General features: G+C 69.7%; 11 protein-coding genes. 5 read left to right on the plus strand and 6 right to left on the minus strand.

The genetic code is table 11. The features are described from left to right. Positions 1 to 34: 34 nt before the first annotated feature. Positions 35 to 1,291, minus strand: coding sequence for a histidine--tRNA ligase (gene hisS, locus AWU67_RS09715; protein WP_067228328.1), 1,257 nt, complete (start codon positions 1,289 to 1,291; stop codon positions 35 to 37). Positions 1,292 to 1,467: 176 nt separating this feature from the next. Between hisS and AWU67_RS09720 the strand changes: the two genes are divergently transcribed. Continuing rightward, the gene (locus AWU67_RS09720; RefSeq protein ID WP_067228330.1) at positions 1,468 to 3,564 is read left to right on the plus strand and encodes a hypothetical protein; all 2,097 of its coding nucleotides are present in this window, start codon (positions 1,468 to 1,470) and stop codon (positions 3,562 to 3,564) included. Between the two features lie 76 nt (positions 3,565 to 3,640). On the opposite strand, the gene AWU67_RS09725 is transcribed toward AWU67_RS09720, so the two are convergent. Then, entirely contained in the window at positions 3,641 to 4,174 is a 534-nt protein-coding gene (locus tag AWU67_RS09725; protein WP_067228333.1) for a ferritin, read from the minus strand. Positions 4,175 to 4,258: 84 nt separating this feature from the next. Between AWU67_RS09725 and AWU67_RS09730 the strand changes: the two genes are divergently transcribed. The 3 genes from AWU67_RS09730 to AWU67_RS09740 all read left to right on the plus strand — a co-directional run bounded on the left by AWU67_RS09730 (position 4,259) and on the right by AWU67_RS09740 (position 7,099). Next, positions 4,259 to 5,248, plus strand: a complete 990-nt coding sequence (locus AWU67_RS09730; RefSeq protein ID WP_234407213.1) for an ABC transporter ATP-binding protein — start codon at positions 4,259 to 4,261, stop codon at positions 5,246 to 5,248. Beyond that, on the plus strand, positions 5,245 to 6,345 hold the full coding sequence (locus tag AWU67_RS09735) for an ABC transporter permease (protein WP_067228338.1): 1,101 nt from the start codon (positions 5,245 to 5,247) through the stop codon (positions 6,343 to 6,345). Before AWU67_RS09730 ends, AWU67_RS09735 begins: the two co-directional genes overlap by 4 nt. Positions 6,346 to 6,460: 115 nt before the next feature. Then, positions 6,461 to 7,099 (plus strand): GNAT family N-acetyltransferase, encoded by a 639-nt coding sequence (locus tag AWU67_RS09740; protein WP_234407214.1) that lies wholly within the window; start codon positions 6,461 to 6,463, stop codon positions 7,097 to 7,099. A 96-nt stretch (positions 7,100 to 7,195) separates the two neighbouring features. Here the strand turns inward: AWU67_RS09740 and AWU67_RS09745 are convergent, their stop codons facing one another. Further along, a complete protein-coding gene (locus AWU67_RS09745) occupies positions 7,196 to 7,891 on the minus strand; it encodes a MazG family protein (protein ID WP_067228340.1) in 696 nt (231 codons plus the stop codon). A 9-nt stretch (positions 7,892 to 7,900) separates the two neighbouring features. Further along, the gene (locus tag AWU67_RS09750) at positions 7,901 to 8,461 is read right to left on the minus strand and encodes a DUF1648 domain-containing protein (protein WP_082716899.1); all 561 of its coding nucleotides are present in this window, start codon (positions 8,459 to 8,461) and stop codon (positions 7,901 to 7,903) included. Positions 8,462 to 8,632: 171 nt separating this feature from the next. Here AWU67_RS09750 and AWU67_RS09755 point away from each other — a divergent pair, with 171 nt between their 5' ends. Next, a complete protein-coding gene (locus tag AWU67_RS09755) occupies positions 8,633 to 9,850 on the plus strand; it encodes a Na+/H+ antiporter NhaA (protein ID WP_082716900.1) in 1,218 nt (405 codons plus the stop codon). Between the two features lie 408 nt (positions 9,851 to 10,258). On the opposite strand, the gene mfd is transcribed toward AWU67_RS09755, so the two are convergent. Together mfd and AWU67_RS09765 are read right to left on the minus strand one after the other, a co-directional pair. Continuing rightward, complete coding sequence (gene mfd / locus AWU67_RS09760; protein WP_067228347.1) at positions 10,259 to 13,978, minus strand: transcription-repair coupling factor; 3,720 nt, start codon at positions 13,976 to 13,978, stop codon at positions 10,259 to 10,261. A gap of 179 nt (positions 13,979 to 14,157) precedes the next feature. Beyond that, a complete protein-coding gene (locus AWU67_RS09765; protein ID WP_067228350.1) occupies positions 14,158 to 14,856 on the minus strand; it encodes a phosphatase PAP2 family protein in 699 nt (232 codons plus the stop codon). Positions 14,857 to 14,954 lie beyond the last annotated feature (98 nt).

The following is a 14,954-nucleotide window of genomic DNA, read 5'->3' on the forward strand; positions in this document are numbered from 1 at the left end:
GGTGGCCACGGCCGGGCGTGGTGACCGGGGCCGCTCAGCCGCCGAGGGGCTTGAACTCGAGGGCGCCGGCATCGGTCACATCGTTGCCGAGCAGCGCGAAACCGGTGAAGCCGTCGGCCTCAGCGCGCTCCAGCAGCGCCTTGAAGTTCTTGGCGCGCTTCTCGAGCCGAACCCGGGTGCCGGATGCCACCAGCTGGCGCTTGATGGCCATCAGCTGTGCGGCGTCGGCGTCCTTCTCGTGCACGAGCACGACCGCGTTGGCCTTGCTCGCGGCATCCGCAGGCAGCAGGTCCACGATGCGCTCGAAGCCGATCGAGAACCCGCAGGCGGGTACCTCGCTGCCGAGGAATCGGCCGATCATGCCGTCGTAGCGGCCGCCGCCGCCCAGCGAGTAGCCGAGATCGGGGTGGGCGATCTCGAAGATCGTGCCGGTGTAGTAGCCCATGCCGCGCACCAGGGTCGGGTCGAAGACGAGCTCAACGCCGGGCAGGGCGGCGCGCAGTGCGAGCAGTTCGCCGTAGGCCTCGCGGTCGAGCCAGGCGGGCACCTCGCCCTCCAGCAGCTCCCAGCCGGCGTTGGCGATGTCGTCGAGGGTGGCCGCGATGCCGTTCGCCTCGATGCCGAGCCCGGCCAGTTCGTCGGCCACTCCCCCGGTGCCGATCTTGTCGAGCTTGTCGATGGTGATCAGCGCCCGTTCGTAGAGCCCGTCGGCGACGCCCCAGTGCGCGAGGAGCGCCTGCAGGATGCGGCGGTCGTTGATCCGGATGCTGCAGCCGGTCAGACCGAGCGCGTCGAGGGTTCCGGCAGTGGCACCGATCAGCTCGATCTCGGCCAGCTGGCCGGCCTCACCGATGATGTCGATGTCGCACTGTACGAACTGGCGGAAGCGGCCCTTCTGTGGGCGCTCCGCACGCCAGACCGGCGCGATCTGAATCGAGCGGAAGACGCCGGGCAGTGCGGCGCGGTGGGTCGCGTAGAAGCGGGCCAGCGGCACCGTCAGGTCGAAGCGCAGGCCGAGGTCGGCCAGGGCGAGCGTGTCGCCGGACTCGGCGGCTGCGGCCAGGTCTTCGGCGCCGAGGCCGCGCTTCATGACGGCGAAGGCGAGCTTCTCGTTGTCGCCGCCGAGGCCGGAGTGCAGCCGGGCGGAGTCCTCCATGACCGGCGTCTCGATCTCGTCGAAGCCGTGTGCGGCGTAGCTGGCGCGGATGATTCCGAGCGCGTGCTCGCGGCGGGCCTTGTCGGCGGGAAGGAAGTCGCGCATGCCGCGGGGCGGGGTCACAGGTTGAGCCATGCCTCCTATTCTTCCAGCACCGCGGGGGTGCTCTGATCGCACCCGCGCCGCGCGCCGGCCCAGCGGATGCCGAGCAGATTCTTGGCGGATGCCGGGGCTCGCCCCTCTGGCCGGAGGCGCGCCCCGGGTGTACCGTTCGTTCACCGTCGCGTCCGCCCCGCTGCCCGGGAGGCACCATGCGCATCACCCGCCAGGCCAACCCGCTTGCCGCGCCGCCGCCCGCGCCGGTCGGGGCCGAGGCCGCCGACTTCCTCGCGCCGCGCGGCCCCGCGCCAGAGGCGACGGCCGGATCCACCCGCTTCACCCCCGCCGCTGTCGGCGCGGATGTCGCCCTGGTCGTGGTGCACGGGATGGGCAGTGCCACACCCGGCAGCACCCTGCTGGAGTGGGCGGAACCGTTGCTCGGCCGCATCGACTGGCTCGCCAAGTACGCCGGGCAGCCACCGGCCGGCCATCAGGACCGACCCCGGGCCACGGACCGCTGGGAACCCGGCGTGACGGTGTTGGACGCGACGATGACCGCGGCGAGCACCCCTCGGCTCATCGTCGACGCAACCTGGCGGAGCGGCGGCGACCTCAACAATGTCGACGACCCGGCCGCCGTCCGACACCGGCGGCGCATCGCCATCGTCGAGGCCCGCTGGTCGGAGTCCTTCGTTCCGATGACGCGCGGCCAGGTGTTCAGCTGGGGCGGCCGGTTCCTCTGGCGTGTGCTCCTGCGCATGCTGCTGCAGTTCAGCCGCACCCTGGTACGGGTGCCATCCTTCGGCGCCGCCCCGGAGAGCACGGCCGCCCTGCAGAGCGTGGGTAGCGCCCACAGCAGCGGCAGCACGGGCAGCGCCAGCACCGGCGGCCACCCTGGCGGCCGCAGCGCCCCGACGGGCTCCCGCAGCCTCGTCCGACGCGGGTTCTCGGCCCTGCTTGCCGTCTTCGGGGCGCTGCTCACAGCGGCCGTCACGGTCTTTCTGGTTCTGGTGGGCGCGCTCCTGACCGTGCTGCTGCCGCTGCTCAGTCCGCTCCTGCTCATCCCCTTCGTCAAGAAGCATGTGCAGAACATCGTCGACACCCTGGTCGCCTTCGTCGGCGATGTCGGCACCTGGCGGGAGCGCCCGGTGCGTGCCGCGGCGATGCGGGCCACGGTCCGCGACCGCATCACCGAGGCGGCCGGCATGCTGGCCGCGGGCGGAGAGATCATGGTGCTGGCGCACTCGGAGGGTGCCGCGATCTCGGCAGAGACACTGTTCGACGATATGGAGCCGTTGGAATTCGACGTCGCCCAGCTGCACACCGTCGGCGCGGCGATCACCCTGCTCGGCCTGCCCAGCACGGGCTTCGGTCTGGCACGGGAGGGCAAGGCGGTCGGCGACTGGTTGGAGAACGGCTGGCGGCCGAACGGGAAGGCCGTCGCCTGGCACAACTACTGGGCGATCTGGGACCCCTTCGCGGCGGGCCCGCTCGGCGACCTCGCCGCGAGCAGGGCGCTCCGCTGGAAGGGCTCCTATGTGCTCGGGGCGGGCGACGGCGTGATCGGGCCGACCGAGCATGCCGTGCACAACACGAGCATGCCCCTCACCGACCACCAGAGCTACTCGGCGAACGTCGCCGAGGTGATCGACCCCGTTGCGCGGGCGCTACTCGGCGACGAGCTGCCCCTCGAAGAGGCGGATGTCGCCCACCGCAGTGTGCAGCAGAGCGTGCTGATCCGGCGCGGCAGGGGGCTGAACCTCTGCCTCTCACTCGTGATCGCGGCGATGCTCCCGCTGATCCCGGCGGTGCAGGGTGCCGCAGCCGCGCTGCTCCAGGCCGGCACGGGCGCGGTGAACGGGCTGCTCGCGTGGCTCGGGGTCTCAGCCCGGCTCTCGCTCGACGGCATCCTGAATGAGCAGGCGACGGCGCTCACCTTCTGGCCGAGCCTGCTGGCCGCGGTTCTTGCGGCGGCCCTCCTGGTGTGGCTGAACTCGCTCTACGCGACCCGGGCAGAGCGGCGCGCGGTGTGGGAGCGGCTCACCCCGACAGATGTCGCCCACTGGTACCGCAGTGAGCTGCTGGTGCGCGCCGGTTATGCCGTGGCAGCGGCCGTCGCCGTCGGCACCGCCGTGGCCGTGAACGCTTCCGGGGCGCTGCCGGTGACTCTCCTCCTGCTCGTGCTGGCCGCGCTCAGCGTGACGATCGCGCCGGGCCTTGGCCCGGTGCCGTTCACCGTCGCCCAGTACCGCGCCGGCGCGGATGTGAAACCAGCGCCAGCGCCCGACCCCGCAGCAGCGCCGAAATGACAAGTGAGCGTGTTCCCGGGGCCCGGGAACACGCTCACCTGTGTTTTCGAGAGGCCTGACCTCTCGGCTGCGCTGCTTAGAGGGCGCCGCCGGCCGCCTCGGGGGCGTCGGAGTCGAGGCCGCCGTCGCCGATCGTCTCGCGGGCGACGAAGTTCTCGATGTCGAAAAGGTTGTCCTTGGCGCGCTCGGCAATGGTGCGCAGCGTGCTCATCGAGGCGACCTCCTCGACCTGCTCCTTGAGGAACCAGAGCATGGCCTGCTCGCCGAGGGCGTCGCCGTCGCGGCGGGCCGCCTTGAAAAGCTCCTCGATCTGGCCCGTCACCTGCTTCTCCTGCGCGAGGGCGAGCTCCACCGGCTCGACGACGTTCGCGAACTCGTTCTGCACGGCCGGGACGCCGGGGATCGTGATGGGCAGACCGCGGTCGAGGCTGTACTGCACGAGCATCATGGCGTGGTTGCGCTCCTCGACCGACTGGCGGTAGAAGTGGGCGGCCAACTGCGGCAGGTCGTGGCCGTCGAACCACACCGCGATCGCGATGTACTGCTGAGAGGCGGCAAACTCGTTGCCGATCTGGATGGTCAGGAGTTCGTTGAAGGTCTTCTCGCTCATGACAGCGACGTTACCGCCGCGTTCGCGCAGTTACTAGGCAGGACAGGCTAGCCTGAGGCACATTCTGCAATCGATGGGGGCACGATGAGCGATGGGACAGCGGCGGGTTTGAGCGCCGAAGGGATGCAGGCCAACGGAATTCAGGCCGGTGGAATCCACGTGAGCGGCGTCAGCCGCAGCTTCGGGGCGGTGCACGCGGTGCGCGACGCCACGCTGCAGGTGAGCCCGGGTTCGGTCACCGGGCTGATCGGCCCGAACGGCTCAGGCAAGACGACCCTGCTGCTGATGCTCGCCACTTTGCTGCAACCAGACGCCGGCAGCATCCGCATCGCCGGCTTCGACCCGGTCGACGACACGGCCGCCGTGCGCGCCCGAATGGGCTGGATGCCGGATGTGCTCGGCGCCTGGCCGACGCTCACCGTGCGCCAGGCCATCGAGACCACCGGCCGGTTGTACCGGATGCCGCGCGCCGAGGCCGCGCTCCGCGCCGACGAGCTGCTCCACATCACCGGGCTCACAGCGCTCGCCGCACAGCCCACCCGCGTGCTCTCCCGCGGCCAGAAGCAGCGGCTGAGCCTGGCCCGCGCCCTGGTGCACAACCCGGCGGTGCTGCTGTTGGACGAGCCGGCTTCCGGGCTGGACCCGGCCGCCAGAGCCGATCTGCGCACCCTCGTGCGCCGCCTCGCCGGCGAGGGCACCGCGATCCTGGTGTCGAGCCATGTCCTCTCCGAACTCGACGAGATGGCGGATGCCGCCGTGTACATGTCCGGCGGTGTCACGGCGAGCGCCGAGCAGATCGCCCGGGCGCAGCGCAGCCTGCGACAGTGGCGGGTACGCGCTCTGGACCGGTCGGTGCTGGCATCTGCAATCGCCGGCATCGGGCTTCCTGCAGACCGCGTCGCCCTCGACAACGTGGGCGCGCTGCTCGCATTCACCGACGAGACCGAGGCGGCCGCCACGCTCGCCCGGCTCGTCGGCGCCGGCGTCGCCATCAGCGACTTCGGCCCGGCCGTCGGCGTGATGGAGCACACCTTCCTCGACTTAAACCGCACCGAGGGAGGGAGTGCCGCATGAGCGCGACACTGACACCAACGACCCCCACGACCGACTCCGGGCCCGATTTCTGGGGCGGCGTCCGGCTGATCATCGGCCTTGAGCTGCGCCAGAGGGTGCGCGGCGTTGCCTGGTACGTGCTGCTCGGCGTGTTCTTCGTGATCGTCGGACTCGTCACCGTGCTGCTCTGGTTCGCGACGAACGCGATCGATTCCGGCGGCGGCGGCATGTTCTCGACGATCATCTTCTTCGTCCTGTTGCTCGCCTCGCTCGTCTCGCCGGCGCTCAGCGGCAACGCCATCAACGGGGATAGGGATTCCGGGGTGCTGGCCACCACCCAGGTGACGCTGATCAGCACCTGGCAGCTCGTGCTCGGCAAGTTCTTCGCCGCCTGGCTGACGGCGCTCGCCTTCCTGGCCGCCGCCCTGCCGTTCCTGCTGTTCGCCGTCGTGCTCGGCCAGGTGTCGCTCGGCACGATCGCGGTGTCGACCCTTGTGCTCGCGCTCGAGCTCGGCGTGATCGCGGCGATCGGGGTCGGCCTCAGCGGCATCCAGGTGCGGCCGCTGTTCTCGATCGTCACCACCTATCTGGTGATCGCGGCGCTCAGCGTCGGCACGCTGATCGTGTTCGGGCTGGCCGGGTTGGCCACGCAGACGCAGGGCACGTTCACGATGACGCAACGGGAGTACAGCACGGATCTGAACGACAATGGCATCGACGAGTGGACCTGCTCCACCCCCGAGGTCACCGTGCGATCGGTGCCGCGCTTCGACCTCTACTGGGGCGTGCTCGCGGCGAACCCCTATGTGGTGCTGGCGGATGCCGCGCCCGGCACGTTCGACGGGAACGGCAACCCGAAAGACCTGTTTGGCTGGATCGCCGTCGGCGTGCGCTCCGCGCAGCAGACGCCGGAGATCAACAGCAGCTACGACGACTGCGCACGCGACGCCGAGGAAGTGCACTACCCGACTGCCGAGGAGATCTACAACAGCGCGGTGCCGTCCTGGTTCGTCGGCCTTAGCATCCACCTGCTGCTTGGCGCCGGAGCTCTGTTCTGGGCGGTCAAGCGCACCGATACCCCGGCCAAGCGCCTCCCGACCGGCAGCCGGGTCGCCTAGCGCCCGGCCCGCTCCCCACTCCGCGCTCCCCACTGCCCACTGCCCACTGCCCGCTGCCCGCTGCCCGCTGCCCGCTGCCCGCTGGTTGAGCCTGACGAAACCCCGGAGGACTCTCGTGCTGATCCGCCCAGCCCAGACGGCCGACCTCGCGCGCCTTGCCGAGATCGAGGCGGCCGCCGGTGAGCGGTTCCGCACGTTGGGAATGTCGGCGATTGCGGATGACGCACCGCCCTCTCCCGACGAGTATGAGTCGTTCCGCGCGGCTGGCCGAGCGTGGGTGGCCGTGGACGACGGCACAGAAATCGTCGGCACTGCGGTCGTCGGCACTGCGGTCGTCGGCACTGCGGTCGTCGGTTATCTGCTGGCGCGCCTCGTGGACGGGAACGCGCACATCGAGCAGGTGAGCGTGCACCCGGATTCGGCCAGACGAGGCATCGGCGCGGCTCTGATCGAGGCCGTCGAGGAGTGGGCGCACGGCCATGGCCTCGCCGCGCTGACACTCACAACCTTCGCCGACGTACCGTGGAACGCGCCCTACTACGCCCGGCTGGGCTTCGTCGAGCTCGCCGTGAGTGAGTGGGGGCTGGAGCTCACGGCGCTCGTCGGCGCTGAGGAGGCACACGGCCTCACCCGCTGGCCGCGCGTTGTCATGCACCGGCCGCTCGCTACCGGGGATGACCCGCCAGAACGCGACCAGGCGAAACACAGGAGCAGAGCAGGACGACCCTCGCTACAGAGCCCGCAACGACCCTGATCCTGTTTTTTGCGAGCCAGCGGTGAGGCCTGGAGCGGGTTTCGACAGATCAACCAGCGGGAGCCGCGACCGTCCGATGGCTCGCGGTCCCCGGTGCTACTCGGCGCCCTCTGCCTCGCGGATCTCGGCCTGGAAGTCGCGCAGTGTGCTGCGCAGCGCGCGCTCGGCGTCGAGGCCGCGCGCCTTGGCGCTGGCGACGATGGCCAGCAACATCGAGCCGAGCTCGTCCTCGCTGCCGAAGGGGATCCCCGCATCCGGGTCGCTGTCGATCAGGCCGAGCTTCGTGGCTTTGCCGAGCAGTTTGTCGGCGAGGCCGAGCGAGGGCATGCCCTGCGGGATACCGTCGAGCACGCTGGTGCGCTCCGGCTTCTCGGCCGCCTTCAGGTCGTCCCAGAACGCGACCACGTCCTCAGAGGTCTCGGCGACGACGTCGCCGAAGACGTGCGGGTGCCGGCCGATCAGCTTGGCGTTGAGGGTGGCCGCGACATCCTGCACGGTGAACGCCTCGCCCTCGGTATGCTCGGCGATGTCACTGTGCAGGATCACCTGGTAGAGCACATCGCCGAGCTCCTCGATCATCTCCTCGCGGCCGCCGGCCTCGATCGCGTCGACGAGTTCGTGCGTCTCCTCGACCAGGTACTGCACCAACGAGGCGTGCGTCTGCTCGGCATCCCACGGGCAGCCGCCCGGCCCGCGCAGCTGCGCCACTGTCGCGATGAGCGCATCCAGCGGCGTGCCCGCGGCCTCCGCGGTCGGCGAGGGGGCGGATGCGGCAGCGGCGGTTTCACTCATGCGACCAGCCTATGCGTCGAGTCCGTGGCTCGCGGAGCGCTCGCTGCCGACGATGCCGACGACGCTGAAAGCGAGCACGCCGAGAAACCCGCCCACCAGCAGGACCAGCGCCCAGGGCGCGGCCCAGTCGGGCACGCCGAGCCAGCCGAGGAGCGCCACCGTTCCGATCAGCAGCGCCACGCTCAGCGCGAGCCGCTCCAACATGCGACGGGTGAGCTGCACGGTCCGCGTCGCGGCGGGCGGCCGCGGCGATAACTGCACGCCCGGGGCCGGATGCCCCTGGCCCCCGCCGATCGAGGAGAGCACAGGCATCAGGGCAGCAAGCGTCCACATCAGCGCGGCGACGCCAAGACCGACGAACACCGGAGACAGGAAGCCGACGAGGCTCTTGGGTGCCCAGCGGTCCGGCTGGAAGGCGGCGTCGAAGTGCACGGGCATCGGATCAGGCGCCGCGGGGAAGAGCGCGATCCCCACGCCGAGCACCACACAGAGATACCCCGCCGCGGCGAAGAACGGCCAGCGCCGGGGTGGCGGCAGTGCCATGTCCGGCTGCCTCTCTGAATCCCCCATGCCTCGACACTATCTCGCCGATGTTCGTGCCTTCCGGCGCCCGCCCGGCCGACCCATGCCCCTCGCCTTCCGCGCGCCGCCCACTAAACTGGAGCACGGTGAGCCGGGAAGTCTGGTCGGCGGGCAGTAATGCTCAACGACGTTGATCGAACCCAATCTGGAGGGCCCTCTGTGGCAATTTTCCGTTCCGAACGCTACGCCGCCATGCTGCTGCTGGGGGCGGCCGTCCTCGGCCTCATCCTCGCCAACAGCGCTATCGGCCCCGCGCTGCTCACCCTGAAGACCGACCACATCGAGCTGCCGTGGCTCGGCCTCGACATCTCGCTCGGGCACTTCGTCAGCGACGGCCTGCTGGCCATCTTCTTCTTCATCGTGGCCGTCGAGCTGAAACGTGAACTCGCGATCGGCGAGCTGAACAGCCTGAGCAAGGCCGCCCTGCCGGCCATCGCCGCGTTCGGCGGTGTGCTCGTTCCCGCGGGCATCTACCTGCTGATCACGGCTGGCTCCGGCTGGGAGAACGGCTGGCCGGTACCGACCGCCACCGACATCGCCTTCGCGCTTGGTCTGCTCGCGATCTTCGGCAAGGGCATCCCGACCCGGGTGCGCGTGTTCCTGATGGCCCTGGCCGTGCTTGACGACCTGGTCGCGATCCTCATCATCGCCTTCTTCTTCACCAGCGACGTGCAGCTGAGCTCCCTCGGCTACGCGGCCGTCACCCTGCTGCTGTTCTCCGGTTTCAGCCGGCTGCTGCGACCGCGCTCCAGCTACATCTTGTCGCGCAAGCCACAGTGGCCGCTCATGTTGGTGATGTGGGTGCTTGCGGTGCTCACCTGGTATTTCGTGTTCCAGTCCGGTGTGCACGCCACGATCGCCGGCGTGCTGCTCGGCCTCGTCATGTCGCGCCGCCCGGGCGGTCGCGCCGTGCACGCGATCGAACCGTACTCGAACGGGCTGATCCTGCCGCTGTTCGCGTTCTCGGCGGCGCTGGTCGCGATCCCCGCGGTGAGCGTCAGCCAGCTGAGCCCCGCCTTCTGGGGAATCCTGGTCGCCCTGCCGGTCGGCAAGCTCCTCGGCATCACCCTGGCCGGCTGGCTCAGCGGCCTCGTCGCCAGCAAGTTCGGCGGCGTCTCGCTCAAGATCGGCGACCTGCTCGTGGTGGCCTCCCTCGGCGGTGTCGGATTCACCGTGTCGCTGCTGATGAACGAGCTGGCCTTCGCCAGCGACCACGAGGTTGTCGACGAGGGAACCATCGCGGTGCTGCTCGGCTCGGCCATCGCTATGGTCTTCTCTGCGGCGTTCGTCAGCTGGCGCGCAGCCCAGTACCGCGCCGGCAAGATCGCCGCGCACCCGCACGACACGGCCGAGCCCGAGTCCGCTCCCCTGTTCTAGCGGTTTCGACAGGCTCAACCAGCGGGCCGGCGGATGCCGCGGGCTGCGGCGCCCGCCGGCTCGCCCTTTCCCGCTGGTAGCCAAGCCTCGTGAGAGGTCTCGATACGCTCGTCCCTCGCTACTCGACCAACGGGAATGGCTCAAGCGAGCGGTCTTTCCCCGCTGGTCGAGTAGGCGCGCCAGCGCCGTATCGAGACCCAGTTTCCAACGGGAAACCGAGCCTCGTACGAGGTCTCGATACGCTCATCCCTCGCTACTCGACCAACGGGAATGGCTCGAACGAGCGGTCTTTTCCCGCTGGTCGAGTAGGCGCGCCAGCGCCGTATCGAGACCCGGTTTCCCACGGGAAACCGAGCCTCGTACGGGGTCCCGACGCGCTCCGGGTGGCGGCAAGCGCAGCCCGCCGGGCTACTCGGCCGTCTTCTCCTGCACCACAATGGGCGGCGGGAAGATCGCCGTCAGCAGGTCGCTGACCCAGCCGATCATCGCGGCATCCGGGTTCTCCTTGTCGGAGAGGTCCGGCATCGGCACCGACAGCACGCCCTGGGCCGCGAAGTAGCGGGACCCCAGGTACATGCGTTGCAGTCGCACCTGGATCGAATCGGGCAGCGTGGCCTGGGCGATGCGCAGTTTGTCCCCCATCGCGACGACCTCGCTGAGCCCGGCCCGCTGGGCCTGGCGACGCAGCTTCGACACCTCGATCAGCGTCTGCACGGGCGCGGGCGGTTCGCCGTAGCGGTCGGTCAGCTCCTCGAGCACGAGGCCGATGGTCTCGTCCTTGGCGGCGATCGAGCTCGCCGTCGCCAGCTTCTGGTACGCCTCCAGGCGCAACCGCTCGCTGTCGACGTAGTCCTCCGGGATGTGCGCATCCACGGGCAGCTCCAGCCGCAGCTCGGTCTGCCCCTCCGCGACATCGCCGCGGAACGTCGACACCGCCTCGCCGATCATCCGCAGGTACAGATCGAAGCCGACACCCGCGATGTGCCCGGCCTGCTCGCCGCCGAGCAGGTTTCCCGCGCCGCGGATCTCGAGGTCTTTCAGAGCCACCTGCATGCCGCTGCCGAGCTCGTTGTTGGCCGCGATGGTGGCCAGCCGGTCGTGCGCGGTCTCGCTGAGCGGTGTGTTCTCGTCGTAGAGGAAGTAGGCGTAGGCCCGTTCCCGGCCACGGCCGACGCGGCCGCGCAGCTGGTGCAGCTGGCTGAGGCCGTACTTGTCGGCCCGGTCGATGATGATCGTGTTCGCATTGGCGATGTCGAGGCCCGTCTCGATGATCGTTGTCGAGACGAGAACGTCGAATTTGCGCTCCCAGAAGTCGGAGACGACCTGTTCGAGCACCGCCTCGGAGAGCTTGCCGTGGGCAACGGCGATGCGCGCTTCCGGCACCAACTCGGCCAGCTGCGCGGCCACCTTGTTGATGCTGGACACCCGGTTGTGCACGAAGAACACCTGGCCCTCGCGCAGCAGTTCACGCTTGATCGCGGCAGCGACCTGCTTCTCCGAGTACGGCCCGACGAAGGTGAGGATCGGATGCCGGTCCTCCGGCGGCGTGGCCAGCGTCGACATCTCGCGGATGCCGGTGACGGCCATCTCGAGCGTGCGCGGGATCGGCGTCGCGCTCATCGCCAGGATGTCGACGTTGGTCTTCATCTTCTTCAGCGAATCCTTGTGCTCCACGCCGAAGCGCTGCTCCTCATCGATGATGACGAGGCCCAGATCCTTGAAGATGATCGAGCTGGAGAACAAGCGGTGGGTGCCGATGACGACGTCGACGGTGCCGTCGAGCAGGCCGGCGATGGTCTCGGCCGACTCCTTGTCGGTCTGGAACCGGCTGAGCGCCCGCAGGTGCACCGGGAAGCCGGCGAAGCGCTCCTGGAACGTCTCGAAGTGCTGCTTGACGAGCAGCGTCGTCGGCACGAGCATGACGACCTGCTTGCCGTCCTGCACCGCCTTGAACGCCGCGCGCACGGCGACCTCTGTCTTGCCGAAGCCGACGTCGCCAGAGAGCAGGCGGTCCATCGGGATGGGCCGTTCCATGTCGGCCTTGACCTCGTCGATGGTCTGCAGCTGGTCGGGAGTCTCCGCGTAGGGGAAGGCCTCCTCCAGCTCGCGCTGCCAGGGCGTATCCGGTCCGAAGGCGTGGCCCTTGGCCGCCATCCGCGCCGAGTACAGCTTGACGAGCTCGACGGCGATGTCGCGCACCGCCTTGCGAGCCTTGTTCTTCGCGTTGGCCCAGTCACTGCCGCCCATCTTGCTGAGCGCGGGCGCCTCGCCGCCGACGTAGCGAGAGAGCTGATCGAGCTGGTCGGTGGGCACATAGACCCGGTCGCCCGGCTGGCCGCGCTTGGACGGCGCGAACTCCAGCACCAGATACTCGCGCACGATCGTCGGTGCCGCCGCGATGCCCGCCGTGCGGGACGGACCCTTGGGCCTGCTGCCCGCCGCGACAGTGCGCTGGGTCATCTCGATGAACTTGCCGATTCCGTGGGTCTGGTGCACGACGTGGTCGCCGGCCTCCAGCTGCAGCGGGTCGACCACGTTCTTGCGCCGGCTGGCGAGCTTCTTGACCTGGCGCGAGTCGTAGCCGACGGCGCGGCCGTAGAACTCGCTCTCGCTGATCAGGGCGAGTTTGGCATGCGGCAGTTCAAAGCCGTGCGCGGCCTCGGCCTGCACCAGGTAGGCGACGCCGGCATCCGGCTCGGCGGGGAACGCGTCGACGATGTGGGCGGCCAGCCCACGCTCGGCGAGCACATCGCTGGCGCGTTGCACCAGACCGTGCCCGCCGGCGACGATCGCCACGCTCCAACCGTCGGTCAGGCGGGCGGCGACGTGCTCGATGGCGCCGCCGACGTTGCCCTGGAAGCTCGGCACGGTCTGGCTCTGCACCCGCACCGTCGTGCCGACCTCGAGGTCGGCGACGAGCTCGGCGATCGCCGCGTCATCCATCTCGCTGGTTGAGCCTGTCGAAACCGCGGCATCCCCGGAATCGAACACGGAGAAGGTCCACCACGGGTGGTCGGGCGTCTTGTGCCCCGGCGCGCCCAGCCGCACCGCATCGCGCACGGTGTTCAGGGTGAGGAAGTCGCCGGATGCCAGGTCGATCGGGGTCTCTGCACCGAAGGTCGCCGCGCTCCAGGCCGCCGAGAGGAACTCCCGGTTGGTCTCGGCCAGGCTGACCGCACGGCTGGCGACTCGCTCGGGCGAGAGTACCGCGACGGCGGCGCCATCGGGCAGGTAGTCCGTCATCGGCACCAGCTTGTCGACGAGCGCGGGCGCCAGGCTCTCCATGCCCTCGACCGGGATACCCTCGCCGATCTTGGCCAACATCTGGGCGAGGCTCGGGAACTCGTGCTGCATCTCGCGCGCCCGCTGGCGCACCTGCTCGCTGAGCAGCAGCTCACGGCTGGGCGGCAGCAGCACGCTGCCAACGGCGTCCGGCAGCGAGCGTTGGTCGGCCACCGAGAAGGCGCGCATCTGCTCGATCTCGTCGCCGAAGAAGTCGACGCGCACCGGGTGCTCCGCCACAGCAGGGAACACGTCGAGAATGCCGCCGCGCACGGCGAACTCACCGCGCCGGGTGACCATGTCGACGCGGGTGTAGGCCAGGTCGACGAGCGCTCCGGCGAGCTTGCCGAGCTGGTAGCCGCGTCCGCCGGCCACGAGCTCGATCGGCTCGAAGTCGGTGAGGTTGTCGGCGACCGGTTGCAGGGCTGCCCGCACCGAGGCGACGACGATGAGCGGATGCGGCGCCGCCGAGGTGTCGGCCGCGCTCCACTCCTCGGCCCAGGTGCGCATGCGGCGCAGCGCGAACAGGCGGCGGCCGACGATCTCCGCGCTCGGGCTCAACCGCTCGTGCGGCAGCGTCTCCCACGCCGGGAAGTCGACGATCTCGGCATCCGGAACATAGGCGGCCAGGTTGGAGCGCAGCGTCTCAGACTCGCGCCCGGTCGCCGTGATGATGAACAGCACGGGCGGCTTGCCCGCCTCGCGGCGCCGCTCGAGCAGTGCGGCCAGCAGCGGCGGGTTGAGGCCCTCGGCGAGCGAGAAGTCGGCATCGCGGGAGTACTCGGCCAGGGCCGCTTCGAATGTGGCGGCGCGCGAAAGCGCATGAGACAAGCCCTGAAGTATCACCCTCAGATTCTACGCAGCCGCGCGCTTGCCCAGCCTCCGTCGCCCCAACGGAGCCCGACTCCCGCGCTGACGCGAGGGAGCGCCAGCGGCCGGCGCCAACTCTCGCAGCCAGTCCGCCCTGAGAGACAGCAGCGGCCCAGAACCGCTGGGGTCCTGGGCCACAACACAGTGGTGCGCGCTTACGCGGCGGCGTTCTTCGCCTTTCGCGGCTTCGGCTGGCGCGAGATCGCCTTGGCGAACAGCGGCCAGAGCAGCAGGGCGACCGAGGCGCCGAGCGCGATGCCGGCCATGGTGTCGCTCAGCCAGTGCGCCGAGAGGTAGGTGCGGTTCAGCACCGAGACGATGACCAGCACGACGCCGGTGATCCAGGCCCACTGGCGGTTGATCAGCAGGCAGAGCACGACAACGAACAGCGTGAACCCGGTGAGGTGTCCGGAGGGGAAGGAACCGAAGTCGACCGTGACGAGCGGGTCGTTCGGGCGCTCCCGGCTGACCAGGTGCTTGACGACCTGGGCGAGGGTCGAGGCGAGCATGGTCGCAACGAAGAAGTAGAGCGCGGCCCACCAGCGGCGCAGCACGAGCAGCGCGACGAGCGGGATCAGGATGGTGAAGATGGAGCCGATCGGCCCACCGGTGGTGTGGTCGACCACGACGTTGAACGCCGTGAACGCGTCGCTGCGCGGGGCGAGCATGAGGTCGTGCCACCAGCGGTCGATCGCCACGAACCAGGGCGAGTCCGCGCTGGCCAGGACGCTGGCGAAGCTCACGGCGAAGACGGCCAGGCTGACAAGCCCCCAGGTGAGCGCGAGGCGCGTTGGCACCTGTGCGCGGCGGGCGGGCACCTCAGCCAGGGTCGTGCTATCGGATGAAATCGCCATTGATACTCCTTGAAGATGCGCCGTCCAACACCGAACGGCATTCGGTTTCTAGGAGCCATAGTGGCCTAGCCCGGGGCAGCCGTCAACTTGCGCCGGTG

The organism is Microterricola viridarii (assembly GCF_001542775.1).
Classification (GTDB): Bacteria; Actinomycetota; Actinomycetes; order Actinomycetales; family Microbacteriaceae; genus Microterricola; species Microterricola viridarii_A.